Source organism: Nocardioides zeae (assembly GCF_030818655.1).
In the GTDB taxonomy this organism is placed as follows: Bacteria; Actinomycetota; Actinomycetes; order Propionibacteriales; family Nocardioidaceae; genus Nocardioides; species Nocardioides zeae_A.
Genome location: NZ_JAUTAN010000001.1, coordinates 935,739 through 961,757, shown reverse-complemented (window position 1 = coordinate 961,757; position 26,019 = coordinate 935,739). Strand labels below are relative to the sequence as shown.

At 74.4% G+C, this 26,019-nt stretch carries 25 protein-coding genes; 6 read left to right on the top strand and 19 right to left on the bottom strand.

All coding sequences use genetic code 11. The annotated features are described in order from the left end of the window. The 5 genes from QE405_RS04560 to QE405_RS04540 form a co-directional block, all read right to left on the bottom strand. On the bottom strand, positions 1-681 hold the full coding sequence (locus tag QE405_RS04560; protein ID WP_307199029.1) for a methyltransferase domain-containing protein: 681 nt from the start codon (positions 679-681) through the stop codon (positions 1-3). 231 nt (positions 682-912) lie between these two features. Next, positions 913-1,785 (bottom strand): endonuclease I family protein, encoded by an 873-nt coding sequence (locus QE405_RS04555; protein WP_307199028.1) that lies wholly within the window; start codon positions 1,783-1,785, stop codon positions 913-915. A gap of 160 nt (positions 1,786-1,945) precedes the next feature. Continuing rightward, on the bottom strand, positions 1,946-2,443 hold the full coding sequence (locus QE405_RS04550) for an SAV_6107 family HEPN domain-containing protein (protein WP_307199027.1): 498 nt from the start codon (positions 2,441-2,443) through the stop codon (positions 1,946-1,948). Between the two features lie 85 nt (positions 2,444-2,528). Then, positions 2,529-3,071, bottom strand: a complete 543-nt coding sequence (locus QE405_RS04545; RefSeq protein WP_307199026.1) for a hypothetical protein — start codon at positions 3,069-3,071, stop codon at positions 2,529-2,531. Positions 3,072-3,265: 194 nt separating this feature from the next. After that, on the bottom strand, positions 3,266-4,711 hold the full coding sequence (locus QE405_RS04540) for a PucR family transcriptional regulator (RefSeq protein WP_307199025.1): 1,446 nt from the start codon (positions 4,709-4,711) through the stop codon (positions 3,266-3,268). A 41-nt stretch (positions 4,712-4,752) separates the two neighbouring features. Between QE405_RS04540 and QE405_RS04535 the strand changes: the two genes are divergently transcribed. After that, positions 4,753-5,745: an isopenicillin N synthase family dioxygenase gene (locus tag QE405_RS04535; RefSeq protein WP_307199024.1), complete on the top strand. Its 993-nt coding sequence runs from the start codon at positions 4,753-4,755 to the stop codon at positions 5,743-5,745. Between the two features lie 28 nt (positions 5,746-5,773). On the opposite strand, the gene QE405_RS04530 is transcribed toward QE405_RS04535, so the two are convergent. The 6 genes from QE405_RS04530 to QE405_RS04505 all read right to left on the bottom strand — a co-directional run bounded on the left by QE405_RS04530 (position 5,774) and on the right by QE405_RS04505 (position 11,224). Beyond that, positions 5,774-6,178, bottom strand: coding sequence for a VOC family protein (locus tag QE405_RS04530; RefSeq protein WP_307199023.1), 405 nt, complete (start codon positions 6,176-6,178; stop codon positions 5,774-5,776). 1 nt (position 6,179) lies between these two features. Then, positions 6,180-7,235, bottom strand: a complete 1,056-nt coding sequence (locus tag QE405_RS04525; protein ID WP_307199022.1) for a sugar ABC transporter substrate-binding protein — start codon at positions 7,233-7,235, stop codon at positions 6,180-6,182. Between the two features lie 105 nt (positions 7,236-7,340). Further along, positions 7,341-8,432, bottom strand: a complete 1,092-nt coding sequence (locus QE405_RS04520; protein WP_307199021.1) for an ABC transporter permease — start codon at positions 8,430-8,432, stop codon at positions 7,341-7,343. Next, complete coding sequence (locus QE405_RS04515) at positions 8,429-9,931, bottom strand: sugar ABC transporter ATP-binding protein (RefSeq protein ID WP_307199020.1); 1,503 nt, start codon at positions 9,929-9,931, stop codon at positions 8,429-8,431. The genes QE405_RS04520 and QE405_RS04515 overlap by 4 nt, the downstream gene beginning before the upstream one ends. Next, positions 9,928-10,212, bottom strand: a complete 285-nt coding sequence (locus tag QE405_RS04510; RefSeq protein ID WP_307199019.1) for a 2Fe-2S iron-sulfur cluster-binding protein — start codon at positions 10,210-10,212, stop codon at positions 9,928-9,930. Before QE405_RS04510 ends, QE405_RS04515 begins: the two co-directional genes overlap by 4 nt. Further along, entirely contained in the window at positions 10,205-11,224 is a 1,020-nt protein-coding gene (locus tag QE405_RS04505) for an isopenicillin N synthase family dioxygenase (RefSeq protein WP_307199018.1), read from the bottom strand. Before QE405_RS04505 ends, QE405_RS04510 begins: the two co-directional genes overlap by 8 nt. 296 nt (positions 11,225-11,520) lie before the next feature. On the opposite strand from QE405_RS04505, the gene QE405_RS04500 reads away from it, so the two are divergent. Further along, positions 11,521-12,855 (top strand): phytoene desaturase family protein, encoded by a 1,335-nt coding sequence (locus tag QE405_RS04500; RefSeq protein ID WP_307199017.1) that lies wholly within the window; start codon positions 11,521-11,523, stop codon positions 12,853-12,855. A 43-nt stretch (positions 12,856-12,898) separates the two neighbouring features. Here the strand turns inward: QE405_RS04500 and metF are convergent, their stop codons facing one another. Beyond that, on the bottom strand, positions 12,899-13,846 hold the full coding sequence (gene metF / locus QE405_RS04495) for a methylenetetrahydrofolate reductase [NAD(P)H] (RefSeq protein WP_307199016.1): 948 nt from the start codon (positions 13,844-13,846) through the stop codon (positions 12,899-12,901). 86 nt (positions 13,847-13,932) lie between these two features. On the opposite strand from metF, the gene QE405_RS04490 reads away from it, so the two are divergent. Next, positions 13,933-15,015: a polyprenyl synthetase family protein gene (locus tag QE405_RS04490; RefSeq protein WP_307199015.1), complete on the top strand. Its 1,083-nt coding sequence runs from the start codon at positions 13,933-13,935 to the stop codon at positions 15,013-15,015. A gap of 3 nt (positions 15,016-15,018) precedes the next feature. Here the strand turns inward: QE405_RS04490 and QE405_RS04485 are convergent, their stop codons facing one another. Next, positions 15,019-15,384, bottom strand: coding sequence for an Rv2175c family DNA-binding protein (locus tag QE405_RS04485; RefSeq protein ID WP_307199014.1), 366 nt, complete (start codon positions 15,382-15,384; stop codon positions 15,019-15,021). 142 nt (positions 15,385-15,526) lie between these two features. Here QE405_RS04485 and pknB point away from each other — a divergent pair, with 142 nt between their 5' ends. From pknB to QE405_RS04470, 3 genes are read left to right on the top strand one after another with little or no spacing between them, the layout of a single operon-like run. Continuing rightward, a complete protein-coding gene (gene pknB / locus QE405_RS04480) occupies positions 15,527-17,719 on the top strand; it encodes a Stk1 family PASTA domain-containing Ser/Thr kinase (RefSeq protein WP_307199013.1) in 2,193 nt (730 codons plus the stop codon). 28 nt (positions 17,720-17,747) lie between these two features. Then, positions 17,748-18,638, top strand: a complete 891-nt coding sequence (locus tag QE405_RS04475; RefSeq protein ID WP_307199012.1) for a deoxyribonuclease IV — start codon at positions 17,748-17,750, stop codon at positions 18,636-18,638. After that, positions 18,635-19,669 (top strand): discoidin domain-containing protein, encoded by a 1,035-nt coding sequence (locus QE405_RS04470; RefSeq protein ID WP_307199011.1) that lies wholly within the window; start codon positions 18,635-18,637, stop codon positions 19,667-19,669. The genes QE405_RS04475 and QE405_RS04470 overlap by 4 nt, the downstream gene beginning before the upstream one ends. Positions 19,670-19,688: 19 nt before the next feature. Here the strand turns inward: QE405_RS04470 and QE405_RS04465 are convergent, their stop codons facing one another. From QE405_RS04465 to QE405_RS04440, 6 genes are all read right to left on the bottom strand, one after another. Beyond that, the gene (locus tag QE405_RS04465) at positions 19,689-20,708 is read right to left on the bottom strand and encodes a threonine aldolase family protein (protein WP_307199010.1); all 1,020 of its coding nucleotides are present in this window, start codon (positions 20,706-20,708) and stop codon (positions 19,689-19,691) included. After that, positions 20,705-22,063: a class II 3-deoxy-7-phosphoheptulonate synthase gene (locus QE405_RS04460; RefSeq protein WP_307199009.1), complete on the bottom strand. Its 1,359-nt coding sequence runs from the start codon at positions 22,061-22,063 to the stop codon at positions 20,705-20,707. Before QE405_RS04460 ends, QE405_RS04465 begins: the two co-directional genes overlap by 4 nt. 80 nt (positions 22,064-22,143) lie before the next feature. Next, on the bottom strand, positions 22,144-23,637 hold the full coding sequence (locus QE405_RS04455) for an APC family permease (protein ID WP_307199008.1): 1,494 nt from the start codon (positions 23,635-23,637) through the stop codon (positions 22,144-22,146). Between the two features lie 192 nt (positions 23,638-23,829). Further along, on the bottom strand, positions 23,830-24,768 hold the full coding sequence (locus tag QE405_RS04450) for a hypothetical protein (RefSeq protein WP_307199007.1): 939 nt from the start codon (positions 24,766-24,768) through the stop codon (positions 23,830-23,832). A 4-nt stretch (positions 24,769-24,772) separates the two neighbouring features. After that, positions 24,773-25,435: a response regulator gene (locus QE405_RS04445; RefSeq protein ID WP_307205546.1), complete on the bottom strand. Its 663-nt coding sequence runs from the start codon at positions 25,433-25,435 to the stop codon at positions 24,773-24,775. Positions 25,436-25,531: 96 nt separating this feature from the next. Next, a complete protein-coding gene (locus tag QE405_RS04440) occupies positions 25,532-25,891 on the bottom strand; it encodes an MGMT family protein (RefSeq protein WP_307199006.1) in 360 nt (119 codons plus the stop codon). Positions 25,892-26,019: the final 128 nt, after the last annotated feature.

The following is a 26,019-nucleotide window of genomic DNA, read 5'->3' as shown; positions in this document are numbered from 1 at the left end:
TCAGCGCTGGGCGACCACGTGCAGCTGGCTCGCCAGGGGCTGGAGCTCGGGCCGCTGCGCCGCGGCCCGCTCGAGCTCGACGAGCGCCTGGGACGACCCCGGCTCGGCGTCGAGGAGCGCGCCGGGCACGAGGTCGGCGAACACGCGCACGCCGTGGACCGAGACGGTGCGCAGGCCGGCGGCTCCGAGGAGCTCCTCGAGCTCGGCACGGGCGAACCGACGCCCCGTGCGACCCGAGGGCGCGACGGTGGTGTCGTCGAGCAGCTCACGGGCCGCGACGAACTGGCCGGCCATCGCGCGGGCGAGCACCGCGGCGTACCGCTGCGCCACGACGAGGCTGAGGTGACCCCCCGGACGGAGCACGCCGGCGAGGGCACCGAGCGCCTCCCTGGCGTCGGCGACGATCTCGAGGACCCCGTGGCACAGCAGGAGATCGACCGAGCCGGCGGGGACGACGTCGCCCAGGTCGCCGAGGTCACCCTGGACGCCCTCGATGCGGTCACCCACCCCCGCCTCGACGGCCCGGCGGTGGAGCGAGGCAAGTGCGTCGGGACTCGGGTCGACGACCACCACCCGGTGGCCCAGGCCGGCGAGCCGCACCGCGTGACCGCCCGTGCCCCCGCCGACGTCCACGACGGACATCTGAGGATCGACGAGCAGCGGATCGATGGCGTCGCGCACGACCGCACCTCGCGCGGCCTCGCGACGCTCACCCGGACGCTCTGCTGGACGCGCTGCACCGCGCGGCTCTGGCGACATGCGGCCCACCCTAGTGACCCACCCGCCACGGGACCGACCTCCCCTCCGGACACCTCGACCCCGATCGAACACATGTTCGATCGGGGTCGAGGCTACGTCACGAGGGGCCTGGGGACCAGCCGCGCCGCGCGGGCCTGGGGACGACGGGTGCGATCAGCCCCAGATGTCGTCGGCCCAGGCGGGGTTGTCGATGAACGGGTTGCGGTTGCCCTGGAACTGCGACTGGATCAGGTCGTTGCGGCGCTCCTCGAACGCGTCCGGCGGGTCCTCGGCGTTCCACTGCAGCAGCACGGAGACGCGGCCGATGTTGGGCGCGGAGCCGTTGCCGACCCGGTCGTTGACCTCGAGGTCGGCGAACCCGTCACCGCCCTCGTAGCGCACCGACATGTAGAAGATCATGCGCGCGACGTCGCCCTTGACCTCGTCGCGCGGCTCCCACGAGTCGCCGTCGGAGTAGTTGCCCGGCGCCTCGTCGTTCTCCGTGCCCCCCTCGTCGAAGTCGAGGTTGCCGCGGTCGGAGTTCACCGTGACGTCCTCCGGACGCAGGTGGTGCAGGTCGGTGCCAGGACCGGTCGCCGTGCCGAAGTCACCGTGGGACTTCGCCCAGACGTGCTCCCGGTTCCACTGGTCGACGCCGCCGCCGTTGTCGCTCTTCGGCAGGGACAGCCCGCTGTAGAGCGTCAGCACGCGCGCGGAGTTGGACGGGTCCTCGTCGGTGACCTTGAGCGCGTTCCAGACCTGGGAGTAGGAGAGCGCCTGGACGTCGGTCGAGATGATGTCGTGCAGGGCGGACTCGAGGGCCGAGCCGGTGAGCCCGGAGGCATCGTCGTAGTAGCCGGCGGGTGCGCTGGCAACCGTCGAGCCACCGACGGCGGTCGAGCCGCTGACGGCGGTGGTGGTCGCGGACGTCGGCGAGGTGTCGGCGGTCGCCGACGGCGCCGCCTGTGTCGCACCGAGCCCGAGGGCGAGGGACAGGGAGAGCACGAGCGTCGTCGATCGACGACGCTTCCCGAGAACGTGCTGCATGGATCCAGAGCTCCGAATGGTCGGGGAGCCGTGACGGCTCCGTTGAGGCGACCCCGGGCGGACCCCGGAGTCCAACCGGCACCCTAGGCGCTCGGAGCGCCGACCCGCCGGGCGCGCAACGACACGTTTCGGCGACGGCCTCGCGACGATCCGGGGAAGGTCAGGCGACGCCCGCGCCGCCGTCGGCGGCGGCGATGCCCTCGACGATCTCCGACCACGAGTGCGGGATCAGCCCGAGCTCGGCCTCGACGACGGCGAGGAAGCGGTCGGCCTCTCCGACGAGCTCGTCGGCCTCCTCCTGCGTCGTCGCCCGCGCCGAACCGGCCTGCGCCGCCGCATAGGTGCCGGCACCCGACGCGAAGAACGCCGCCCAGTCGGACAGGCCCGGCACCGCCTCCCGGAGCAGGACCCACGCGTTGCGCGACCGTCGTCGCGCACCGGGCGCGGGGACCGTCCGCGCGGCCAGGAGCGCCGCGGCGGCCCTCAGGGCGGCCACGTGGGCACACGCGTACCGCGTCGTCGCGTCGGGCGCGAGCAGCGCCTCGCGGAGCGACGTCGCCGATCGCGTGAGGTAGGCATGGGTGGCCGCGGGCAGGACCAGCCCGTCGGGGCGGGCGCCGGGGACCGCGCTGCGTCGCGGGTCGCCGTGCTGCGTCATGGAGGTCTCCTCGGTGGGGGACGTGCTGTCCCCACGGACCCTAGGTAGACCCACTGACAGTTCTGGTCGGCCGCGTGCTCCGGGCTCAGTCCTCGTCGACGACGCGGGCCCAGTGGCCGCTGTGGGCGTTCTGGAAGTACCGCCGGTTGGCGGGGTGCCACAGGAGCAGGAGGGTCAGTCCGTGTAGCGCCACGGAGACCGCCGCGAGGAGCATGAGCAGCACCGGCGTGCCCGGCGTGGTGCCCAGCACCAGCTGGACGACGGCGCTCATGCCCACCAGGGCCGTGAGGGTGTAGAGCGCCCAGCGCGCCCCGACCCGCACCATCGCGACGAGCACCAGCGCCAGGGGCACGTACGTCGCGAGCATCGTCAGCGCCACGCGGAAGAACCCGAACGGCGCGAACGAGGACTCACGCACCGCGGCGATCGTCTGGCCCGTCGCGGCGGCGTGGGCCGTGATCGAGGCGTCGCGCAACGTGTCCTGCAGGACGTAGGTGACCGCGGTCGCCACCGCCATCACGAGCATCTGGGCCAGCGCGGCCCGCAGCGCGAGACCGACCATCGGCGGCACCGGCGCAGCCGTGGTGGCCCGCTCGTCGGTCGCCGACGCTCCCCCATCGATCGCCATGCTCGTCACCGTTCTCCCCGTCCTCAGCGCGCGCCGCCTCTGCGGCACCGCTGGTGCTTACCATTTCGTTACCCGACGTAAACGTCGATGCTACCGAGAAGTCGCGCGGCTCCCGGCCGCGGCGACGGTGGCCCCCGCCACACTGAGCGTCCGCTCGCCCTGGCCGTCGGGTGCGCAGACGCCCGATCGGCTCGTCACCGCTCGGTCCCGTCGTCGAGCAGGTGCAGGTCCAGCGCGACGAACACGGTGAGCCGCCGGTCGGGGTCCGCGAGGAACGGGCCGATGAGCGTCTCGATGCGGTGGACCCGCTGGCGCAGCGTGTTGGGGTGGATGAACAGCCGCCGCGCCGACTCGCTGATGTTGCCGTGGGTGGCGCGCAGCGCATGGATGACGCTGCGGAGCATCGCCGCGTCGGGGAGCTCGGCGGTGGCGAGGGGCCCGAGGGTCTCCTGGACGAAGGCGCGTCGCTCGTGCTCGGGCAGCTGGTAGAGCAGGCGCAGCACCCCCAGCTGGTCGTAGTCGGTGACCTGGTTGGCACGCCCGAGACGTCGGCCGATGGTCGCCGCCCGCTGCGCCTGCCGGTAGGCGCCCGGGAAGCTCCGGCTGTCGTCCACGGCGCCGGACGTGCCCGCCACGAGCGGCAGCGCGGCTCGGCGACGCATGGTGCGCAGGAGCCGCGCCATGATGACGTCCGCCCCCACCAGGAGCACGATCGAGCCCTCGTGCACGGCCATGACGGCGCGGTCGTCCTCGGCGTGCACGGCGAGCTCGAACTGACGGGCGAGCCGCGTCATCCCGGCACGCGAGAGCGGCGCGTCGAAGGGCTCCACGGCCACCACCACCGCGCTCCGCTGGGGGAACGCCTGGAGCCGTCGGGACCGGCGCAGCGCCGCCTCGCGAGCGACGAGGTCGTCGCCGAGGATCGCCGTCAGCAGGTCGGGGGCCAGCGCGTCCTCGACCGCGTCGACCGCGTGGACACGCACGGCGAGCGCGACGACGTGTCCCAGCGCGGTGAGGGCGGCCGCCTCGCCAGGATCCAGCGGCTCGTCGCGGGCGATCCGGAGGGTGCCGACGTGGCGGCGGGCGTGCTCGAGCGGGAGCGCCAGCACCTCCGGCAGGGTGGGATCGGGTTCGGGGGGCTCGGCGGCCACGACGCGGCGTCCGTCGACCACCGACACGTGGGCACCGAGGAGTCCCGCGATCCGCGCGACGAGCCCGGGCAGGTCCGCGCCGTCGACGAGCGTCTCGAGCAGGCGGGCGTGCGCGGGGGCCGGTTCGGCGGCGCCCTCGCTCTCGCCCTCGCCCCGCAGCCCGGCGAGCCGCGCCCGGACGGCGTCCGACTGGACGTCCGGGCCGCCCCACAGCAGGGGGACGTCCTGTCGCGCCGCGGCCGCCACGACGGCCTCCGGCGGGTTGACCCGACGTCCGGGGCACAGGACCACCACGACGGCCGGCTCGTCGGCTAGTGCCGCGGCCACCGGCCGGACGAGGTCGGGAAGTGGCCCGTCGCGCCGTTCCGGGCGCCACTCGACGACCGTCACGGTGTCGTGCGGCTCGATCCGGAGGTCGCCGCGGCCCGTCACCTGCTCCAGGTCCAGCCCCAGCACGAGCGCCCCGAGCGGGACCGGTCGGACGGGCATCAGCAGGACCGGCCAGTCACGACGAGGCCATACTGCTCCATGTGCAGATCTTGCCAGTGGTCGACCTCGCGGCGCTCGACGCGCCCGCGGCCCGGGTGGCTGCCGAGGCGGCCCGGCTCGACCGGGCCTGCCGCGAGGTCGGTGTCGTCGAGGTCGTCGGCCACGGGGTCCCGATCGAGCTGTGCCACGAGATCTTCGCCGTGACCCGCGCCTTCTTCGCCCTCCCGCCCGAGGAGAAGGCGCGCGTGGCGCAGCCCGAGCCCGACCAGGTGCGGGGCTGGGCGGGGGTGGGCAGCGAGGGGATCGCCTACTCCCTCGACGAGGAGTCCCCGGCCGACCTCAAGGAGAAGATGGACATGGGTCCGCCGCACGGCCGGGACCCCCTGCCACCGCCGCCCGACGCCGGCCCGCACCTCGCCGGCAACATCTGGCCGGAGCGGCCCGCCGGGATGGCGGAGACGTGGAACGCGTACTACCGCCACATGGCGCGGGTGGCGTCCGCGCTGATGGAGCTGACGGCGCGCTCCTTCGGGCTCCCCCCGGACTTCTTCGCCGCGACCTACGACCGGTCGATCAGCATGCTGCGGGCCCTCCACTACCCCGACCAGCCCGAGGCCCCGCTCCGCGGGCAGATGCGCGCGGGGGCGCACACCGACTACGGGACCTTCACGCTCGTCACGGCGGAGGACCGGCCGGGCGGGCTCGAGGTGCTCGATGCGAGCGGCACCTGGTCGGCGGTGCCGCTCGCGCCGGGACGGATCGTCGCGCTGGTGGGCGACCTGTTCGCCGAGTGGACCGCGGATGCGTGGACCTCGACGCTGCACCGTGTCGTCAACCCCCCGCGCACCCTCGCCCTGGACAGCTCGCGCCTGGCCTTCTACGACCATCCCAACTACGACGCCCGCGTCGACGTGCTGGAGCCCTTCCGCGACGAGGCCTGGCCCAGCCCGGGCCAGCCCCTCACCTCGGGCGAGCACCTGCGGCAGAAGTACCTGCGGCAGACGACGTTCGGCCGACGCGACGCCGACCGGTGATCGCCGCGCCCGCGCCCCGCGCCGTACGTCACGGCCGCGCCAGCGGCAGGTGGTTGACCCGGAACGCGTGGCCCTCCGGGTCGAGGAGCACCGCCTGCCACGCCCCGTAGTAGGTGTCGTGCGGTGGCTGCACCAGGGTCCCGCCCAGGGCCACCGCCCGGTCGACGTACGTCGCGACCTCGGCGCTCGACGCGGCCTCGAAGGTCAGGAAGGTCCGTACGCCGGGGTCGTCGCCGACCGGAGCGGGCAGCTCGAGCAGGTCGTAGGCCGACGGCGCACTGAACCCGAGCACCGTCTCCCCGATCCAGAGGCCGCGGAAGTGCGGCGACGTCAGCTCGTGGACCTCGGTCAGCGCGAACACCTCCTCGTAGAAGGCGGAGAGGCGTGCGACGTCGTGCGCGAGGATGCTGGCGAAGGAGAGCGCGACCGCCACCTCAGATCGTCGCCTTCTCCGCGAACTGGGCGTAGCGGTAGGGGTTGCGCGCGATGACGTCCGCGGCGTTGTCGCTCGTCACCATCTCCTGCTCGACCACACCCTCGAACTCGGGCTCCCCGCCCTCGATCACCGCCCGCACCGCACGGGCCGCCAGCACCCCCGTCTGGGCCGCCGAGTAGTAGCGCGTCGCAGCGAGGTAGGGCGTCTCCAGCCACTCGAACATCTCGTCGTCGGCATCGCTGGAGACGTGGGTGATGCCGTCGAGCTGGTTGGCCTCGAGGTAGGCGGCGATGCCGTTGCTCATCGAGGCCGAGTAGGCGACGATCGCCGTCACGTCGGGGTTGGCCTGCAGGCCGCTCTCGACGATCTCCGTCGCGGTGTCGCGGGCGAAGAAGCCCTGCTCGCGCACGACGACCTCGAAGCCGCTGCCAGCCAGTGCCTCGTCGAGCCCCTCGTCGATGAGCTCGGAGAAGCCCTGGCCCACGATGCCCTGCACCACGATGACCGGACCCGGCTCGGCGTTCGCCTTCAACCACTCGCCGATCATCCGACCGCCCTCGACGGAGTCGAGGGACGCGACGCCGGCGAAGTACCGGTCGGCCTCGCCCTCGCCCGGCCACAGGGCGTTCCCCACGGCCACCCCCTGCGCGTCCGCGAGCTGCGCCGCCCGGGCGATCGTCGTCGAGTCCGCCGGCAGGACGACGAGGCCGGCGATGCCCTGGCTGAGCAGGTTCTGGATGTTCCCGAGCTCGGTGCTGGAGTCGAAGTTGTTCTGCACGCCCGCAAACTCGTACGACGTGCCCTCGAGCTCCTTCAGCACCCCCTCGGCGACGTACCCGGAGTAGGCGTTGACGCCGTTCAGCGAGATGGCGATGGTCTTGCCGGAGCCGACGTCCCCGCCGCCCTCCGCCGAGCTCGCGTCGTCGCCGCAGGCGCTGAGGAGTCCCCCGGCGGCGACGGCGCCGACGGCGAGGCCCGAGTAGCGCAGGAAGGCTCGGCGGTCGAGGGCGACGGGCGAGGCGAGGACGGCGTGGGGACGGGGACGAAGACGCATGGCTGCTCCCTGGGGGTGGGGTGGGTGACGGGCTCCGAGACGAGGGGGATGAGGCTCCGGGTGCGGCAGCGCTGGCGGGCCCGGCCGTGCGGTCGGTGGCAGGTTCTAGGAGCCGCGGCGCCGCGACAGCACCGCGGTCACGGCGGAGGCGAGGGAGGTCCCGTGACCCCCGCGGCCGACGGTCCGACCGGCGCGCAGGTCGGCCGCGGCCGTCACCGTGACGGCGAAGACGAGGATGCCGCCGGTGACGAGGCTCTGGTAGGCACCGGGCACCTGGAGGAAGGTCAGCGAGGCATTGATGACGCCGAAGAGCAGCACGGCGAGCAGCGTGCCGATCATCGTGCCCCGGCCCCCGGCGAGCGCGGCGCCGCCCAGGACGGTGACCGCGACGACCGAGAGCTCGAGCCCGGCGCCCGAGCGCGGGTCGCCGGCGGCCAGACGGGCCATCATCACGAGCCCCGCCGCGGCGGCCAGGGTGCTGTTGAGGACGAAGAGCGTGACGATGAGCCGTCGGGTGGGCACACCTGCGAGGTAGGCCGCCCGCGGGGCAGAGCCCAGTGCGTACGTGTTGCGCCCGAAGCGGGTGAAGTGCAGCAGGAGCCCCAGCAGGACGACGGTGACGACGAGGACCACCGCGGGCGCGCGCACGCCGAACCACTCACCGAAGCCGAGCTCGATCAGTCCGCCCTCGAGCACGGGCACCGGTCGGTTGTCCGAGAGCACGAGGGCCAGCGACGCGAAGACGCTCAGGCCGCCGAGGGTGAGCACGAACGGCGGCACCTGGAGGAACGCGACGGCGAGCCCCCAGACCAGTCCGACGACGATCCCGATCCCGAGGGCGAGCGCCACCACGGCGGCGGTCGACCAACCGTCGGCGATCCGCTGCGCGGCGAGCACCCCGACGAAGGACACGAAGCTGCCCACCGAGAGGTCCATCTGGCCACCGATGACGAGGAAGGTCTGGCCGGCGGCGAGGATGCCCAGGACGCACACCTGGCTGAGGATGTTCTGCCAGTTGGCCGACGTCATGAAGGCCGGGTTCTCGGAGTTCGAGTACGCCGAGAGCACCACGATCGCCAGCACCAACGGCACCATCGTGCGCACGAACGTGCGTGCGGACGACGACCGCGTGGCGGGGGGCGCCGCGGGTGCTGCGGGCGCGGCGATCGGGGTCGGGGCGAGGCTGAGGTCGTTCATCCGCGGGCTCCTGGGGTCGGCAGCAGGTCCATCTCGAGCTGGTAGAGGCGGTCGGGGGTGGCGTCGGCGCCCTGCACCTCGCCGACGACGGCACCGCCACGCATGACCACCACCCGGTCGGCGAGGGCGCAGATCTCCTCGTAGTCGCTGGAGACGACGACGACGGCGATCCCCTCGGCGGTCAGGTCGAGCAGCTGGTGGTAGAGCTCGAACTTGGCGGCGACGTCGACGCCAGCGGTCGGTTGGTCGAGCACGAGGACCTCGCAGTCGGCGAGCAGCCAGCGCGCGATGATCACGCGCTGCTGGTTGCCGCCGGAGAGCGTCGACACCCGCCCGCGCGGATCGCTCGCCCGCACGCCGGCGCGGTCGAGCGCGCGTCGGGCGGTGCGGGTCACGCGCGCGGGCCAGGACGTCCAGTGCGCCGGTCCGCGCAGCTGTCCCAGGACGGCGTTCTCGGCGATGGAGCGCTCGAGCAGCAGTCCGGCCGCCTTGCGGTCCGCGGGCACGAAGCCGATGCCCCCGGCAGCGGCCCCGGTGCGCCGGCCGACCCGACGGCCGTCGGCGCGCCGCGCGGCGCCGGTGGTCGCCGGGCGCACGCCCGCGAGCAGCTCGGCGACCTCGGAGGTGCCCGAGTCGGCCGTCCCGCACAGCGCGAGCACCTCCCCGCGGCGTACGTCGAGATCGATCTCACGGATCCGGGGAGGGATCGAGACCCCCTGCAGCCGCAGGGCGACGCCGCCGTCCGCCCGCCGGGGTCGGGGCATCCTGACGTGGTCGACGTCGCGGTCGAACATCAGGCGGACGATCTCCGCCTGCGTCGTCTCGGCCACGACCAGCTCGCCGACCCGCTCGCCGTTGCGCAGCACCGTCGCGGTGTCGGCGATCTCGAAGACCTCGTGCAGGTGGTGGGAGATGTACAGCACGGCGGTGCCCGTGGAGCGCAGCTGCTCGACGACGCGGAAGAGGGTGGTGACCTCGTCGCGCCTGAGGGACGCCGTGGGCTCGTCCATGACCACGAGGGCGGCCCGGCGGGACAGCGCCCGCGCGAGCTCCACCAGCTGCTGGTCCGCGGCCGACAGGGACGACGCGGGGGCACGGGGATCGAGGTCCAGCCCGAGCCGGTCGATGACCTCCCGGGCGCGGGCGACGATGCCGCGCTGGGTGACCAGGGCGCCGGGGAGGTTGTCCAGCAGCACGTTGTGCGCCACCGAGAGGTCGCCGGCGACCTGCCGCTCCTGGTGCACCACCCGCACGCCGAGCCGACGGGCGGAGCGGGGCGTGAAGGGGTGCAGCGACGTACCGCCCACGGTCACCGTCCCGGTGTCGGGCCGCTCCGCACCGGTCACGATCTTGATCAGCGTCGACTTGCCGGCACCGTTCTCGCCGAGGAGGGCGCGCACCTCACCGGGCCGCACGGCCAGGCTCACGTCGCGCAGCGCCTGGACCCCGGGATACGCCTTGGCGACTCCGGCCACCTCGAGTGCGAACGGGCCGCTCACAGGTCCAGCACCAGGGTGTCGGTGCGCGATCGGCTCACGCAGATGGTGATCCGCTTGCCGGCCTGCTTCGCGCGCGGGCTCAGGACCGTGTCGCGGTGGTCCGGCACCCCGTCCAGGATCGTCTGCGTGCAGGTGCCGCAGACACCGTCGAGGCAGTTCCAGCTCAGTCCCGTGACGAGCGGGCGCAGCGTCTCCAGGATCGTGCTCCCCGCCGGCACCTCCACCTCCAGGCCGCTGCGACGCAGCTCGACGGTGAACGCCCGGTCGTCCACGTCAGGCATGGGCGACCGTCGAGCCGAGGCCGACCGAGGCGGTGGTCTTCTCGAACTTGCTCATCAGGTGGTCGCCCGACGTGACGGCCGCGTAGCGCGGCTGCTCGCCCTCCTCCAGCACCGTGGGGATGCACTCGATGACCGCGTCGTAGTTCGGCTGGTGGAAGAAGACGAGCGACATCCGGCGGCTGTCACCGCTGTCCGGCGGCGGCGGGGCGACGCGGTGCCGGGTGGAGATCCAGCGGTCGTTGGTCCACTGCGCCATGAGGTCGCCGATGTTCACCACGAACGCGCCGGGGAACACCGGTACCGGCATCCAGTCGCCGTCCTGGGTGAAGACCTGCAGCCCCCCGGGTGCCTCCTCCTGGCGCACGATGGTGACGCTGCCGTAGTCGGTGTGCGCCCCGGCGCGCATCTGGCCCGGCAGTGGCGGCTCGTCGCGGTGCGGATAGTTGATCGCCCGCAGCATGCTGATGTCCTTGTCGACCACGGGGGCGAAGTAGTCGGCCGGCAGCTCCAACGCCAGGGCGAACAGGCTCATGATCTCCCGGCAGAGGTCGTTCATCGCCCGGAAGTACTCGGTCCAGGTCTCCTCCATCCCCGCCGGCGTGCTGGGCCACTGGTTCGGCAGGAAGTGGGCGCCGGCCCGCTCGGGCGAGTAGTAGGCGTCGCCCGTGGGGACGTCGACCGGGCCGACGTCGTACTTCTCGTGGAGGTCGGAGGGGGTGTCGATGCCGTCGGAGTAGGCGAACGACTGCTGCCCGACCGCGCAGTAGCCGCGGATCGTCTGGGGGTTGGGCTGCGCGACGGCGGACTTCACCGCCTCGGGCTGGTCGAAGAACGACCGGGAGACGTCGTACATGCGTCGGACCAGGTCGGGGTCGACCCCGTGTCCGGTGATCTGGAAGAAGCCGATCTCGCGGCAGGCCTCGTCGATCTGCGCGACGAGGCGCTCGAGATCCTCCGGCGACCCCCCGCGCAGCGCGGACAGGTCGATGACGGGGACGACGTCGTTGGACATTGCTTCGGTCTCCTCACGAGGCGGCGATGAGCTGTGTGAGGAGTCTCGGGAGCGCGACACGACCCGGACAATGTCCAACCTGCACGCAGATGGCCCTGCTCGCGCAGCAGGGTGGACACCCACAACACGGCAGACATCGACCGGTGACGTGGGGCGCGCACGGGGTGTCGGCGGGCGCGGCGCGGGCCCGGTCGACGGGGTCGTCCCACCGGGTCGGCCAACGACCCGACCGCCCCCTCTACGATGACGCGCGTGCCCGCGCCCGCCCCGACCGCTCCGTCCACCGGAGCCCGCTGATGGCGGACGTCGTGGTCGTCGGGGGCGGCTACGGGGGGCTGGCCAGTGCCGCGCGGCTCGCCAAGCAGGGCCACGCGGTCACCCTCGTGGAGGCGGGCGATCGGCTCGGCGGGGCACTCGAACGCGTCGTACGGGGCGACTTCGCGTGGGACGCAGGTCCGAGCAGCACCCTGCTCCCGGCGGTCGTGCGCGACCTCTTCCGCAAGACCGGCCGGCCGCTGGAGCGCGAGCTCACCCTGGAGCACCGCGACCTGGTGCGGGAGCACCGCTTCGCCGACGGCACCGCGCTCCGACTGCCCGGGAGCTCGCGCGAGGCCCAGCAGGTGGCCGTGGACGCCCTCTCCCCCGGCCTCGGCGCGGCCTGGCTCGACCACGTCGCGGCCTACGCGGAGACCTGGGAGGTGCTCCGCCGCGAGCACCTCGAGCGGCCCTGGCTGCCCGACCTCGCCGACCGCGCCACCCGCGCCGTGCTGTTCCCGCGCGAGTCGCTGGACCGTCGCGCCCGCCGCTCCTTCCGCGACCGCCGTCTGCGGCAGGTGGCGACCTGGGCCGCCGTGGCCGAGGGCCACGACCCCCGTCAGGTACCCGCCTGGGTGGGGGTGACGGCGTACCTCGAGCAGCGCTTCGGGATCTGGACCGTCGGGGCGGGCGATGGCGGGATGGCGGCGCTCGGCGATGCCCTCGAGCGTCGTCTCGCCACCCGTCGGGTGGACGTCGTCCGGAACACCCCCGTGCTCGACCTGGAGCTGCGCGGCGGTCGCGTGGCCGGGGTGCGCACCGCAGCGGGCACGATCGACGCCGACGTCGTCGTCTGCGCGATCGACCCGCGGCGCCTCCCGACCCTCGCCCCCCACGTGGCCCGCACGCTGCCCGCGCTGCCCGCGCCCGTCGCGCACCTCGGGCTCGAGGCCGACGGCCTCCCCGACCTCGCCCCGGAGACGGTGGTGCACGGCAAGGACGTGGCCTTCTCGATCACGACCGGCGGCACTGCTCCCGACGGCACCCGCGCCTGGACCGTGCGCGGTCGTGGCCGGCTCCACGAGGACGTGGTCGAGGCCCTCGCGCGCCTGGGCAGCGACCTCGACCTGCGCCGCAGGATCGTGCGCCGCGTGGACCGCAGCCCCCGGGAGCAGGTCGAGGCCTGGGGCGGCACGCCGTGGGGCGTGCAGTGGCAGGGGCGGGGCACCGTGACCGCACGGCTCGGGCCGACGACGCCCGTCCCGGGGGTGTACGCCGCGGGGGCGCACGCCGCCCCCGGCGCCGGCCTGCCGTTCGTGGGCCTCTCGGCCGCCCTCGTGGCGCAGGCCGTCGGCCCCGCCGAGCGGACGCGCTGACCCTCGCGCGAACCCTCGCGCTGACCCTCGCGGAGCGGCTCCGTCAGGCCGCGATGCGCAGCGCCGCGAAGATGTCGCGCGTCGCCCGCGAGCGGTTGAGCGTGTAGAAGTGCAGGCCCGGGGCCCCGCCCGCGAGCAGGGCGTCGCACAGCTCGGTCGCCAGCTCGACACCGACGCGCCGCACCTCGGCGGGCTCCGTGACGCCGTCGAAGCGGGCCATGACCTCCGTCGGCACCTCGCAGCCCGACAGCTCCGCCATCCGGCGCACGGAGGCGAGGTTGGTGATCGGCATGATGCCCGGGAGGATCGGGATGTCGGCGCCCGCGGCCCGGGTGCGCTCGACCAGCGCGAAGTAGTCGCCCGGCCGGAAGAACAGCTGGCTGACGGCGAAGTCGGCCCCCGCGGCGGCCTTCGCGGCCAGCACGCGCGCGTCGTGCTCGACGCTCTCGGAGCCCGGGTGGCGCTCCGGGAAGGCGGCCACGCCGATGCCGAAGGGCGTGCCGAGCGCCCCGTCCAGGGACCGGGCCAGCTCGACGAGCTCGACGGCGTGGTGCAGCCCGCCCTCGGTGGGCGTCCACGGCGCCGAGGGCCCCTCGGCCGGGTCGCCCCGCAGCGCCAGCACGTCGTGGACGCCGGCCGCGGCGTACGCGCGGAGCACGTCGACGAGCTCGTCGCGCGTGTGGCCGACGCACGTGAGGTGGCCCATGGCCCGCAGCGTGGTCTCCCGGGCGATCCGACCCGTCATGCCGATCGTGCGGTCGCGGGTGGAGCCGCCGGCGCCGTACGTCACGGAGACGAACGTCGGCTGGTAGGGCTGCAGCTCGTGCAGCGCCGTCCACAACTGCTCCTCGCCGGCGGCGTCCTTGGGCGGGAAGAACTCGAAGGAGAAGGAGCGGTCGCCGCGGCGCAGCAGCTCACCGATGCTGGGCCGGCCGGGCTCGCTGGGCTGGCGGGGGCCGGGCGTCGGGGTGCCGGGCAGGTCGTCGCTCACGATCACCGATCCTAGGTCGCGCCGCACGTCCCGGCCGGAGGCGTCCACCAGCCGGTGCTCCCACCCCCATGACCTAGGGTCGACGTGTGCCACCCGAGACCCTCGACGTCGCCCGGTTCGACCTCGCGGGAGCCATCGCCGACGCGCTCGCGGAGTTCCTCGACGAGCAGGCCGAGCGCCTCGCGCCGCTCGGCCCCGACGCCGCCGCGCTGCTCGCGGAGGCGCGGGTCACCGTGAGCGGCGGCAAGCGGCTGCGCGGCCGGTTCTGCTTCTGGGGCTTCCTCGCGGTGCGCCCCGACCCCACGCCGGAGGAGGTCCGCGCGGTCGTCCGGGCCGCCGCCGCCCTCGAGGTGCTGCAGGCGAGCGCGCTCGTGCACGACGACCTCATGGACGCCTCCGACACCCGCCGCGGCCGGCCGGCGACGCACCGCGCGTTCGAGGCCCGGCACCGGGAGGCGGGGTGGACCGGCGACCCGGAGCAGTACGGCGCGGCCGCGGCCGTCCTGCTCGGCGACCTCCTGCTGAGCTGGGCCGACGAGCTCCTGCGGCGGTGCGGGCTGCCGCTGCCGGCGGTCGCGCCGGCCCTCGAGGTGTTCGACCACTGCCGCAGCGAGGTCGTGACCGGCCAGTTCCTCGACGTCTCGGTGCAGGCCCGCGGCCGGGCCGACGTCGCGGAGGCGATGCGGGTGCTGCGCTACAAGTCGGCGAAGTACTCCGTCGAGCGTCCGCTCCACGTCGGGGCCGCGCTGGCCGGGGGCGACGCCGCGCAGCTGCGGGCACTGACCGACTTCGGCCTGCCCCTCGGCGAGGCCTTCCAGCTGCGCGACGACCAGCTCGGCGTCTTCGGCGAGCCCGCGACGACGGGCAAGCCCGCCGGCGACGACCTCGTGGAGGGCAAGCGGACCGTGCTCGTCGCGCTGGCCCTCGAGGCCCTGCCGGCGGACGACGCGGCCGTGCTCGACGCCGCGCTCGGCACGCCGCTCGACGCCGCCGCGGTGGACCGGCTGCGCGGGCTCTTCCGCAGCAGCGGAGCCGAGGCGGCCGTCGAGGACCTCATCGCGGGGCTGACGACCACGGCGCTCGAGGCGCTGGCCGCCGCCCGCTTCCCCGCCCCGGCCACCGCGGCGCTCGAGGCACTGGCGGTGGCGGCCACGCGGCGTACGTCGTGAGGGTCAGTGCATCGCCTGCGCGCGCCGCTTGACCTCGGCGCCGCGGTTCTCGACGAGCGCGTCGACCGGGCGGCCCGGCAGGTCGGCGTCGGTGTAGAGCCACTCGATGATCTCGCGGTGGTCGAACCCGTGGTCCGACATCATCACCGTCAGGCCGGGGAGGCCCTTGAGGAGCTCGCCGTCCTGCACGAACAGCGCCGGGACCTGCTGACCGGCCCCCGGGGACGGCACGGCCGCCGGCAGCTGGTTCTCCCGGATGAGCGTCCGCACGCGGGACACGCTCACGCCCAGGCGTCGCCCGGTCTCGGCCCAGTCGATCCAGTCACCCACCAGCGCCCCGAGGTCCGGCGCTCCCGTCGTCTCGCTCATGCGCGCCATCGTCTCAGGTCACCCGGCCGCGACGAACACGCCGGTCGTCCGCCACGGCACCGGGCGGGGGCGTGGCGTTCCGTATCCTGACCCGCAGGGCCCGCCGGACGCGGCGTCGGCCACGACGACGACGAGGACCATCGTGCTGCCCGACGAGCCACCCGCCTCCCGGGGTCCCGGCGGCCCCGCAGGGGTCGGTCCGGACCTAGCCGGCCGCGTGCTCGAGGACCGCTACCGCATCGGCGAGCTCGTGGCCCGGGGCGGCATGGCGAGCGTGCACGTCGCCACCGACCTCCGCCTCGACCGCACGGTGGCGGTCAAGGTCATGCACCCGTCCCTCGGCGACCCCGTCACCGGCAACGCGAGCTTCGCGCAGCGGTTCGTGCGAGAGGCCCAGGCCGCGGCGCGCCTCTCCCACCCCAACGTCGTGGCGGTCCACGACCAGGGCAGCGACGCCGGGCTGACCTACCTGGTCATGGAGTACGTGCCCGGCAGCACGCTGCGCGACGTCATCCGCGACCGGGCGCCCCTCAGCCCGGCCCGGGCCCTGGCCCTGCTGGAGCCGATCGTCGCCGCCGTCAGCGCCGCGCACCGCGCCGGCATCGTGCACCGGGACGTGAAGCCGGAGAACGTCCTCATCGCCGACGACGGGCGGGTCAAGGTCGCCGACTTCGGCCTGGCGCGCGCCGTCGACGCGGACTCGCACCACACGACCACCGGCGGCGTGCTCATCGGCACGGTGTCCTACCTGGCGCCCGAGCTCGTCGTGGACGGCACGTCCGACGCCCGTGCCGACGTCTACGCGCTGGGCGTGGTGCTCCACGAGCTGCTGACCGGCCAGAAGCCGCACCAGGGCGAGACGCCGATCCAGATCGCCTACAAGCACGTGCACGCCGACGTGCCGCCGCCGTCGCGGCTGGTGCCGGGGCTCCCGGCGTACGTCGACGCCCTCGTCGCGCGGGCCACCGCGCGCGACCGCTCGCAGCGGCCCGCGGACGCCGGCGTCCTGCTCCACCACGTCCGTCGGGTGCAGCAGGCGCTCAACGAGGGCGTGGCGCGCGACGACGACCTCGTGGCGGACCTGCTCCCCCGGCCCGCCGCCCCCGACGACACCGACACCTCGCCGGAGCCCTTCGACGCGGCCGACCTGGCGTCCCTGCGCGGCGACGGCTTCGCGGAGGCCGAGCTCTACCCCGCGCTGGCCCAGGCCTCCTCCCCCGTGCCCGACGACGGCGCGACCGCGGTGCGCCGCCGCCCGCCCGGCACGCTCCCGCCGCCGGCGCCGCCGGTGGCACCGCCGCCGGGCTCGGAGCGGGGCGAGGTGACCAGCCGCCTGTTCCTGGGCGAGCAGGACGCGGACGACGCCGACGAGGACGCCGACGAGGACGCCGACGAGGACGCCGCCCTCGCCGCCCGCCGGGCCTCGCGCCGCCGCGCCCGGCTGCTGGGCTCCCTGGTCATCGTGCTCGCGCTCGTGGGCGGCCTGGCCTTCTACTTCCTGTCGTGGCGCTACGTGCCGGCCCCCCGCCTGCTCGACCTCACGCAGGCCGAGGCGACCGAGCGGGCGCAGGCCGACGGCTTCGACGTCGAGATCGGACCGGCCGGGTACTCGGAGACCGTCGCCGCCGGCCTCGTCATGGCGACGGACCCCGAGGGCGGCGAGGAGCTCGTGCGCGGCGGCACCATCACGCTCACCATCTCGCGCGGGCCCGAGCGGTACGCCGTGCCGTCGCTCCGCGGCCGCACCGCCGACGAGGCCCGGGAGGCGCTGGAGAGCACGAACCTCGCGTACGCCGAGGCCGAGCCGCAGTACGACGAGGAGGTGCCCGAGGGTGCGGTGATCGCGACCGACCCCGCCCAGGGCACGGTGGTCCGTCCGGACGAGACCGTGACCGTCGTGCTCAGCCTGGGCCGGCGGCCCATCCCCGTGGAGGACTTCACCGGCCGCTCCCGCGGGGAGGCCGAGGCGGCCCTGACCACCGGCGACCCGGAGATCCAGGGCGACGAGCTGCAGGTGAGCGTCTCCGAGGAGTTCTCCGACACGGTCCCGGCGGGCACGGTGATCAGCCAGGACCCCAGCGGCGGCACCCTCAACCTCGGGGACACGGTCACGCTCGTCGTGTCCAAGGGACCCGAGCTCGTGACCATCCCCGACGGGCTCGTCGGAGCCCGCGTGGAGGACGTCCGCGGGCAGCTCGAGGGCCTCGGCCTCGTCGTCGACGAGCAGGGCCTGATCGGCGGCGACGGACCCCGGATCGGCTACGTGACCGGGGTCAGCCCGGGCACCGGCGAGCAGGTGCGACGCGGCACCACCGTGACGCTGACCGTGCTCTGAGGCGGGCCACGCCCTAGACTCGCGCCCCATGCGCAACCCGGTCGGAACCCATGTGCCCGTGGGCAGGAACCTCCGCGACGGCGCCCTCCGCACCGCCCTGGAGCTCGGCTGCGAGGCCGTCCAGGTGTTCGTCGGCAACCCGCGGGGCTGGTCCCTCACCCCGGGCGACCCCCGCGTCGACGCCGGCTTCGCCGAGGGCGCCCGCGACGCGGGCCTCCGCACGTTCGTCCACACGCCCTACCTCGTGAACCTCGGTTCGCCCACCCCCGCGACGTACGAGCGCTCGGTGGCCGTCGTCGCCCACAACCTCGAGCGGGCGGCCCGGATCCGCGCCGAGGGCGTCGTCGTGCACACCGGGTCGTTCGTGGAGGTCGACCCGGAGCGCGCCGAGGAGCGGTACGCCGCGGCCCTGCGCCAGGTGCGCGAGGGACTCCTGCCCGTGCTCGACGCGCTCGGCGACGACGGCCCGTGGCTGCTGCTCGAGCCGACCGCCGGCCAGGGTCGCTCCCTCTGTGCGGGCGTCGACGACCTGCCGGCCTACCTCGACGCCGTCGACCGGCACCCGCGCGTCGGGGTCTGCCTCGACACCTGCCACGTCTTCGCCGCCGGTGCCCCGCTGGACGAGCCGGGCGGCACGACGGCGACCCTCGACCGGCTCGTGGAGGTCGCGGGCGAGGGCCGCCTGCGCCTCGTGCACGCCAACGACTCCCTCGACGTGCGCGGCTCGCTGCGCGACCGCCACGAGAAGATCGGGCAGGGCCACATCGGGCTCGGCGCGTTCGAGGAGCTCTTCCGCCACCCCGCGACCGACGGGGTGCCGTTCGTGCTGGAGACCCCCGGCTCCCGGGACGCCGACGACCCCGACCTCCCCCTCCTGAAGAAGCTGCGGGAGGCCGCCGGGTCGGAGGTCGACGGGTGAGCGTCTGCGCCGGGTGCGGCAGGGCCGTGAGCGGCGGCCGGTTCTGCGGGCACTGCGGGCGTCCGCTCGACGCCGGCACCGGGTCCGGCACGGGCACCAACGCCCGCATCCCTCGTGTCGAGGCGCCCCTGGCGGTGTCGGACCCCCCGTCCGCCACGGCGACGGACGCGACGCCCACCGCCCCGGGGACCGAGGTGCCGCCCGTCGCCTGGACACCGGGCGGGCACGGCGACGGGCCGCGCTTCCCGCTGTACGCCGACGAGGTGGCCGCCGCCCCGCCCGCCACGGGGCCCGACCCGCTCCCGGAGCCACCGCGGCGGCGTCCCTCGCGTGCCCTGCCCGTCCTCGTCGTGCTGCTCGCCGTGCTCCTCGTCGGCGTCGTCGTCGGCGGCAGCATCCTGCTGGCCCGCGACACCGATCCGACCCGGACTCAAGAGGCCGAGGGAGCCCAAGGAGCCCAGGGGTCCGCGGGGGCCGACGACCCCGCGGACACCGCCGCGCCCGACGCGACGGACGCGGAGCCCGACCTCGACGTGCCCGAGCCGCGCGCGCTGAGCGACCTGGCGACCGCCTCGGCGTCGCGCACCGCCCCGGCCGGCACGAGCCTCGACGGCAGCCGGGTCGAGTACGGCGCGGAGAACCTGGTCGACGGCGACACCAGCACCACGTGGCGGGTCGAGGGCGACGGCACCGGCGAGGTGCTGACGTTCTCGTTCGGCGAGGAGGTGGCGGTGACCACGGTCGGCCTCGTCAACGGCTACGACAAGGTCGACACGGACCCCGACGGTGGCGAGGTCGACTGGTACGTCCGCAACCGGCACGTCACGCAGGTGCGGTGGACGTTCGACGACGGCCGGGTGCTCGAGCAGGACCTCGTCGACGACCGGGCGATGCAGACGGTCACCATCCCGGCCGCGCGCACCTCGACGGTCGAGCTGGAGATCGTCGCGGTCTCGGGCCACGGCGGGGCCGACCGCACCCCGATCAGCGAGGTCGAGCTCGACGGCGCGCCGGTGGCCGAGCTCGACTGACGGCCCCGGCGGAGCCGCGTCAGCGCGGCAGGGAGGCGAGCACCCCTGCGGCCCGCTCGGCGTCGTCGCGCGTCACGTCGAGGTGCGTCACGAGCCGCACCGTGGTCCGGCCCAGCGCCGACACCCGCACGCCCTCGGCGGCCGCGGCCGCGACGTACGCCGCCGCGTCGCCCACCTCCCGCACCACGATGTTGGTCTCGACCCCGGCGGGGTCGACGTCCCACGCCTCGGCGAGCAACCGTGCGTGGGCGTGGTCGTCCGCCAGCCGCTCGACGTGGTGCTCGAGCGCGTGCAGGCCGGCCGCGGCCAGCACGCCCACCTGGCGCATGCCCCCACCCATGCGCTTGCGCCACACGCGGCTCTCGGCCACCGCGTCGGCGCTGCCGACGACGAGGGAGCCGATCGGCGCCCCCAGGCCCTTGGACAGGCAGACGGCGGCGACGTCGACGAGCCCGCCGTACGTCGCGAGCGGCACCCCGGTCGCCACGTGGGCGTTCCAGATGCGCGCACCGTCGAGGTGGATCCCGACGCCGTGGGCGTCGGCGAACGAGCGCAGGGCCTCCAGGTCGGCCAGTGGCGCCACGGTGCCGCCCGCGAAGTTGTGGGTGTTCTCGATCGCGACGGCCCGCGTGGCCACGAAGAACGGGCCGAGGTCGGGCGCGAAGAGGTCCTCGACCGCCGCCAGGTCGACGCCCCCGCGGGGGTCGCTCCACGTGCGCATCGTCAGGCCGGTGTAGGCCGCGTGCGCCCCGAGCTCCGCCCGCGCGATGTGGGCCCGCGACTCGCAGAGCACCTCCTCGCCGACGCCGACGAGCGTGCGGAGCGCCAGCACGTTGGCCATCGACCCGGTGGGGCAGAAGAGGGCGGCCTCGTGACCCAGCAGCGCGGCGACGCGCTCCTCGAGCGCCCGGACCGTGGGGTCCTCGCCGTACACGTCGTCGCCGACCTCCGCGTCCGCCATGGCGCGGCGCATCGCGGGGGTCGGCGACGTCAGGGTGTCGGAGCGGAGGTCGACCGGTCGTGCGGTCGCCTCCGTCATGCCCCGGTGGGAGCCGCGGTCGGGGTGGCGCGCAGCATCTCGGCGACGTGGAACGCCAGCTCGAGCGACTGGACGCGGTTGAGCCGCGGGTCGACGACCGACTCGTAGCGGTGCGCGAGACCGTGCTCGTCGATCTCCTCGCCACCGCCGACGATCTCGGTCACGTCGTCACCGGTCATCTCGACCATCATGCCGCCGGGCACGGTGCCGAGCGCACGGTGCACCTCGAAGAAGCCGCGGATCTCGTCGAGCACGTCGTCGAAGCGGCGCGTCTTGTAGCCCGTCGACGCCTCGAAGGTGTTGCCGTGCATCGGGTCGCTGACCCACGCCACCTGCACGCCCTCGGCGGTGACCTTCTCGACCAGCGGCGGCAGGCCGTCGCGCACCTTCGCCGCACCGAAGCGCGTGATGAAGGTGAGGCGCCCGGGCTCGTTCGACGGGTTGAGCTTCGCCGCCAGGGCGAGCGCGTCGTCGGCGGTCGCCGACGGGCCGAGCTTGCAGCCGATGGGGTTGCGGATGTGGCTGAAGTACTCCACGTGCGCGCCGTCGAGCTGCCGGGTGCGCTCGCCGATCCAGACCATGTGGCCCGACACGTTGTAGGGCAGCTCCGTGCGGGAGTCGATGCGGGTCAGCGCGTGCTCGTACTCGAGGACCAGTGCCTCGTGGGACGAGTGGAAGTCGACCTTGTGGAACTCGACCGGGTCGGCACCGATGGCCGCCATGAAGTCGAGCGCGCTCTGGATCTCGCCCGCGAGCGCCTCGTAGCGCTGCCCGACCGGCGAGCTGCGCACGAAGTCGGTGTTCCACTCGCTGACCTGGCGGAGGTCGGCGTAGCCACCCGTCGTGAACGCCCGGACCAGGTTGAGGGTCGCCGCCGACGCGTTGTAGACGTCGACGAGGCGCTGCGGGTTCGGGATGCGCGACTCGGGCGTGAACTCGTAGCCGTTGACGGCGTCACCGCGGTACGCCGGCAGCGTCACCCCGTCGCGGGTCTCCAGGTCGGAGGAGCGCGGCTTGGCGTACTGCCCCGCCAGGCGCCCGATCTTCACCACGGGCACCTTCGCGGCGTACGTCAGCACGACGGCCATCTGGAGCAGGACGCGCAGCTTGTTGCGCACGTTCTCCGCCGTCACGCCCGCGAAGGTCTCCGCGCAGTCGCCGCCCTGGAGGAGGAACGCCTCGCCGCGCGCGACCGCGGCGATCTTCGCCGTCAGGTCGTCGCACTCGCCGGCAAACACCAGCGGCGGAGCGGTCCGCAGGGTCGTCACGGCGTCCTCGAGGCGCGCGCGGTCGGGATAGGTCGGCTGCTGCGCGGCGCCGAGGGCGTGCAGGGAAGCCAGGTCGGGAATGCTCACCGGCCCAGGGTACGACGCGGGGTCCCTCCCCTCCGAACCCGTTTCACCAGGTGCGCGACGCGCGGCTCCGGCCGGAGCGGTCAGCCCTCCAGGTCCTCGACGTCCCGGAAGCCCGTGCGCTCCGAGCGCAGCGCGCGGTTGGCGAACCAGGTCACGGCCCACAGCACGACGCCGATGACGAGGAGCGCACCGCCGATCCGGTACTGGATGTACTGCTCCGGGAGGCGGGCCCAGGGCCCGACGAGGTAGAGGCAGGCGACCGTGCCGACCACGGGGAGCACGGTCGGCACGCGGAAGGCGCCCTCGGGCGTCGGGTCGCGGCGCAGGATGAGCACGCAGACGTTGACGACGGCGAACACCGCCAGGAGCAGGAGGGCCGTCGTGCCGCCGAGGGCGGGCACCACGGTGCCCTCGCCGTCGGGGTCGGAGAGGCGCACGTAGCAGATGAGGCCGATGGCGAGCGCCGTGGTGAAGGCGATGGCCACCCACGGGGTGCGGCGGCTCGGCAGCACGTGGCCGAGCGAGCGCGGCAGCACGCCCTGCTTCGCCATGCCGTAGACGAGGCGGCTCGCCATCAGCATGTTGATGAGCGCGGTGTTGACCACCGCGAAGACGGTGAGGAACGGGAAGATCGTGTCCACCGGGATGCCCGGGGCGCCGACCTTGACCACGTCGAGCAGGATGCCGGCCTCGCTGGTCGGCGTGGAGATGTCGTCGAGCGGGATGACGAGCACCACGGTGATCGCGACCAGCACGTAGAGCAGCGCGCAGAAGCCGAGGCCGGTGAGCATGACGCGCGGGAAGACCTTGAGCGGGTTCTTGGTCTCCTCGACCATGTTGACCGAGTCCTCGAACCCGACCATCGCGAAGAACGCGATGGCCGTCGCGACGGTGACGGCCGCGAAGAGGTTGCGGTCGTCGCTGGACTCGAAGACCGTGATGCGACCGACGTCGCCCTCGCCCGAGGCGGCGGTCCAGATGCCGATCGTGATGACGATGGCGAGCGCCAGGATGGTCACGACGGTCATGACCACGTTGAGCTTCACGCTCTCGCTGACGCCCCGGATGTTGACGAGGGCCAGCAGCACCACGATGGCCAGGGCCGTGAGCAGCGTCGCGATGTTGCCGGTGGGCACGCCTCCGACGACGCGGTCGAACCCGACGAGCAGGTTGCCCGCGACGAGGTTCGACGAGGTCGCCGCGCTGGTGATGCCCGAGCACATCACGGTGAACGCGACGATGAAGGTCACGAAGTGCATGCCGAAGGCCTTGTGCACGTAGAGCGCCGCGCCGGAGGCCTCCGGGTACTTCGTCACCATCTCCAGGTAGGAGCACGCCGTCACCGTCGCGATCGCGAACGCGACGAGGAACGGGAGCCAGGCGACGCCGCCGACCTGTCCGGCCACGCTGCCGGTGATCGCGAAGATGCCCGCGCCGACGATGTCGCCGATGATGAACAGCAGCAGCAGTCCCGGGCCCATCACCCGCTTCAGCTCGGGCTCTCCCGTCGCGTGCCCCGTCTGCCCTGTCTGTCCCGCCTGCCCCGTCGGTGCGTTCGTGCTTGGTTCCGCCATCGCCTGGTCCTCCGTCCGGCTCACCTGAGCGCCCGGCGGACCGACGACGTCGTCGGCCCCGTGGCGCTCCACTCTGCCCTCGCGTGGAGGTCACGTCCACCGACGCGCCGCCGAGCAGCGCCCTTCCCCACCCGCGGGCGTTTCACGCGCGTGGGCGTCGTCGACCTGGACGAGACGCTCCGGCTCGACGCCTCAGGTCCAGCGGCTGAGCCGCTGGCGGGCCTCGTCGCGCTCGGCGCGAGCGGCGTCGACGGCCTCGCGCTGCTCGTCCCGCGACTCCTCGGCGTCGGCCAGCTGGTCCTCGACGCGGGCCTGCCGGGTCTCGGCCTCCGCGAGGCGGGTCCGCAGCTCCTCGACCCGTGCCTCGGCCTGGAGCGAGCGGGCCTCGAGGTCCTCGACCTCCTCCTCGACCTCCTCCAGCTCCGCCTCGGCGGCACCGAGCGCCTCCTCCGCGGCCGCGAGCGCGTCCTCCGCCTCCTGGCGGCGCCGGTCGTCCGCGCCCGGGTCGTCGGGCACGACCCGCAGGGCCGGGCCGGCCGTCTCCTCGGTGTCCCCGGACCCGTCGACCGGTACGGCGACGTGCCCGGCCGCTCCCGGGACCGCGAGGGCCGCGTCGACGTCCACCGGGTCGACGCCGGCCGGTCGCAGCGCCGTGACGAGCAGGCCCGTGCGGACCGCCTCCCCCGCCCCGGCGTCGAGCACGGCCGCCGTGAGCGTCGCCTCGACCTGCTCGGCGACCGACTCGCTCACCTTCGTGCCGAGCTGGCGGCCGAGCGCACGGGCACGGGTGGTGACCGACGCCGTCAGCTGGCGGCGCTGCTTGGTGAAGGCGCGGAGGTCGTCGGCGGAGAGGGCGTCCTGGGCCTCCCGGAGGGCCGCACCCACCTGGAGCAGCTCGTCGACCCGGTCGGGGTCGTGGCGGACCAGCTGGTCCACCAACCAGGCGGCGACCGACGGCCGCCGCAGCCCCTTGACCGCGGCGGCGAGCTCCGGGGCCTCCCGCTTCAGCTCCCTGGCGCGGGCGTCACGCGCCGGGGTGAAGTCACCGGGCGCGAGCGCGTAGAGGGCGTCCGCCTCCGCGAGGAGGCGCTCGTCCGGCCCGGCGGCGTCGAGACCCGCGTCGTCCGCCACCGGCTCAGGCGCTCTCGCGGTCGTCGTCCGGACCGTCGAGGTCGTCGAGCCCCTGCGCGATCGCCCACCGCGTCAGCTCGACGCGGTTGTGCAGCTGGAGCTTGCGCAGCGTGTTCTGGACGTGGTTCTGCACCGTGCGGTGCGACAGCACGAGCCGCTCGGCGATCTGCTTGTAGGACATGCCCTTCGCGACGTACCGCAGGATCTCCGTCTCCCGCTCCGTCAGCCGCGGCGTGCCGTCGTCCTCGGTCGCGCCGCTCGACATCCGCCGGAACTCCCCCAGGACGAGACCGGCGAGACCCGGCGTGAACACCGTGTCCCCGGCGGCGACCCGCCGCACGGCGGCGATGAGCTCCTCGCGCGAGGCCGACTTCACGAGGTAGCCGGTCGCGCCCGCCTTCACCGCGGCCAGCACGTCGCCCTGCTCCCCCGACGCCGACAGGATGAGCACGCGCGACGAGGGGTCGTGGGCGAGCACCTCGGCCGTCACCGCGTCCCCCGCGGGCGCGGGGATCTGCAGGTCCAGCACCACGACCTGCGGCCGGGCGGCCTTGAACCGGTTGATCGCGTCGGTGCCGTTGGCGGCCACCGCCACCACGTCGAAGCCGGCCGCGACCAGGTCGCGCTCGACGGCGTCGCGCCACATGGGGTGGTCGTCGACCACCATCACCCGGATGCCGGTGCTCTCGCTGCTCACGTCGTACTCCCCCGCGCTCGATCGGTCGGCCACAGCCTGCCACGGGCGCGACCGCGCCGGCGCGGGTCAGTCGCCCGCGGGCCCGTCCACCCCGTGCGCCCAGAACGCGCCGGCCATGTCCACCGGGCGGCTGCCGTCGCGGCGTCGTGGCCGCAGCGGGGTGCCCTCCGCGACGTACGCCGCCAGCGCCTCCTCGTGCAGGTGCGCCGGGAGCGTGCCGTCGGCGCGGACGCAGCGCCACCAGCACACCCCGGCCCCGTCGCGCGACAGCACGCGGGCGACCCGCCGCGGCCCACCGCCGCCGACGTGGTCGGCGATCGCGCCGTACGTCGTCACGCGGCCCCGCGGGACCGCCTCGACCGCGCGCAGCACGAGCTCGGTGTGGTCGGGCGCGGGCTCCTGCTCCTCGGCGTGGGGGTCGGCCATGGGCCCATCATGCAGCGGGCCGCGGCCGACGGGGCCGGCGCGAGGAAAGTGCGCGCGGGGGAAAGAGAACGCGGACCGGACGGTGCTGCCGGTCGGCGTGTCGCGACCTCCGGTCCGCGTTTCTTTTC

Excerpts from the sequence above, each read along its gene's own strand:
- QE405_RS04555 (WP_307199028.1), bottom strand. The coding sequence starts at position 1,785 with ATGCAGCACGTTCTCGGGAAGCGTCGTCGATCGACGACGCTCGTGCTC.
- QE405_RS04550 (WP_307199027.1), bottom strand. The coding sequence starts at position 2,443 with ATGACGCAGCACGGCGACCCGCGACGCAGCGCGGTCCCCGGCGCCCGC.
- QE405_RS04545 (WP_307199026.1), bottom strand. The coding sequence starts at position 3,071 with ATGGCGATCGATGGGGGAGCGTCGGCGACCGACGAGCGGGCCACCACG.
- QE405_RS04540 (WP_307199025.1), bottom strand. The coding sequence starts at position 4,711 with ATGCCCGTCCGACCGGTCCCGCTCGGGGCGCTCGTGCTGGGGCTGGAC.
- QE405_RS04525 (WP_307199022.1), bottom strand. The coding sequence starts at position 7,235 with ATGCGTCTTCGTCCCCGTCCCCACGCCGTCCTCGCCTCGCCCGTCGCC.
- QE405_RS04520 (WP_307199021.1), bottom strand. The coding sequence starts at position 8,432 with ATGAACGACCTCAGCCTCGCCCCGACCCCGATCGCCGCGCCCGCAGCA.
- QE405_RS04510 (WP_307199019.1), bottom strand. The coding sequence starts at position 10,212 with ATGCCTGACGTGGACGACCGGGCGTTCACCGTCGAGCTGCGTCGCAGC.
- QE405_RS04505 (WP_307199018.1), bottom strand. The coding sequence starts at position 11,224 with ATGTCCAACGACGTCGTCCCCGTCATCGACCTGTCCGCGCTGCGCGGG.
- QE405_RS04500 (WP_307199017.1), top strand. The coding sequence starts at position 11,521 with ATGGCGGACGTCGTGGTCGTCGGGGGCGGCTACGGGGGGCTGGCCAGT.
- QE405_RS04485 (WP_307199014.1), bottom strand. The coding sequence starts at position 15,384 with ATGAGCGAGACGACGGGAGCGCCGGACCTCGGGGCGCTGGTGGGTGAC.
- QE405_RS04475 (WP_307199012.1), top strand. The coding sequence starts at position 17,748 with ATGCGCAACCCGGTCGGAACCCATGTGCCCGTGGGCAGGAACCTCCGC.
- QE405_RS04465 (WP_307199010.1), bottom strand. The coding sequence starts at position 20,708 with ATGACGGAGGCGACCGCACGACCGGTCGACCTCCGCTCCGACACCCTG.
- QE405_RS04455 (WP_307199008.1), bottom strand. The coding sequence starts at position 23,637 with ATGGCGGAACCAAGCACGAACGCACCGACGGGGCAGGCGGGACAGACA.
- QE405_RS04445 (WP_307205546.1), bottom strand. The coding sequence starts at position 25,435 with ATGGTGGTCGACGACCACCCCATGTGGCGCGACGCCGTCGAGCGCGAC.
- QE405_RS04440 (WP_307199006.1), bottom strand. The coding sequence starts at position 25,891 with ATGGCCGACCCCCACGCCGAGGAGCAGGAGCCCGCGCCCGACCACACC.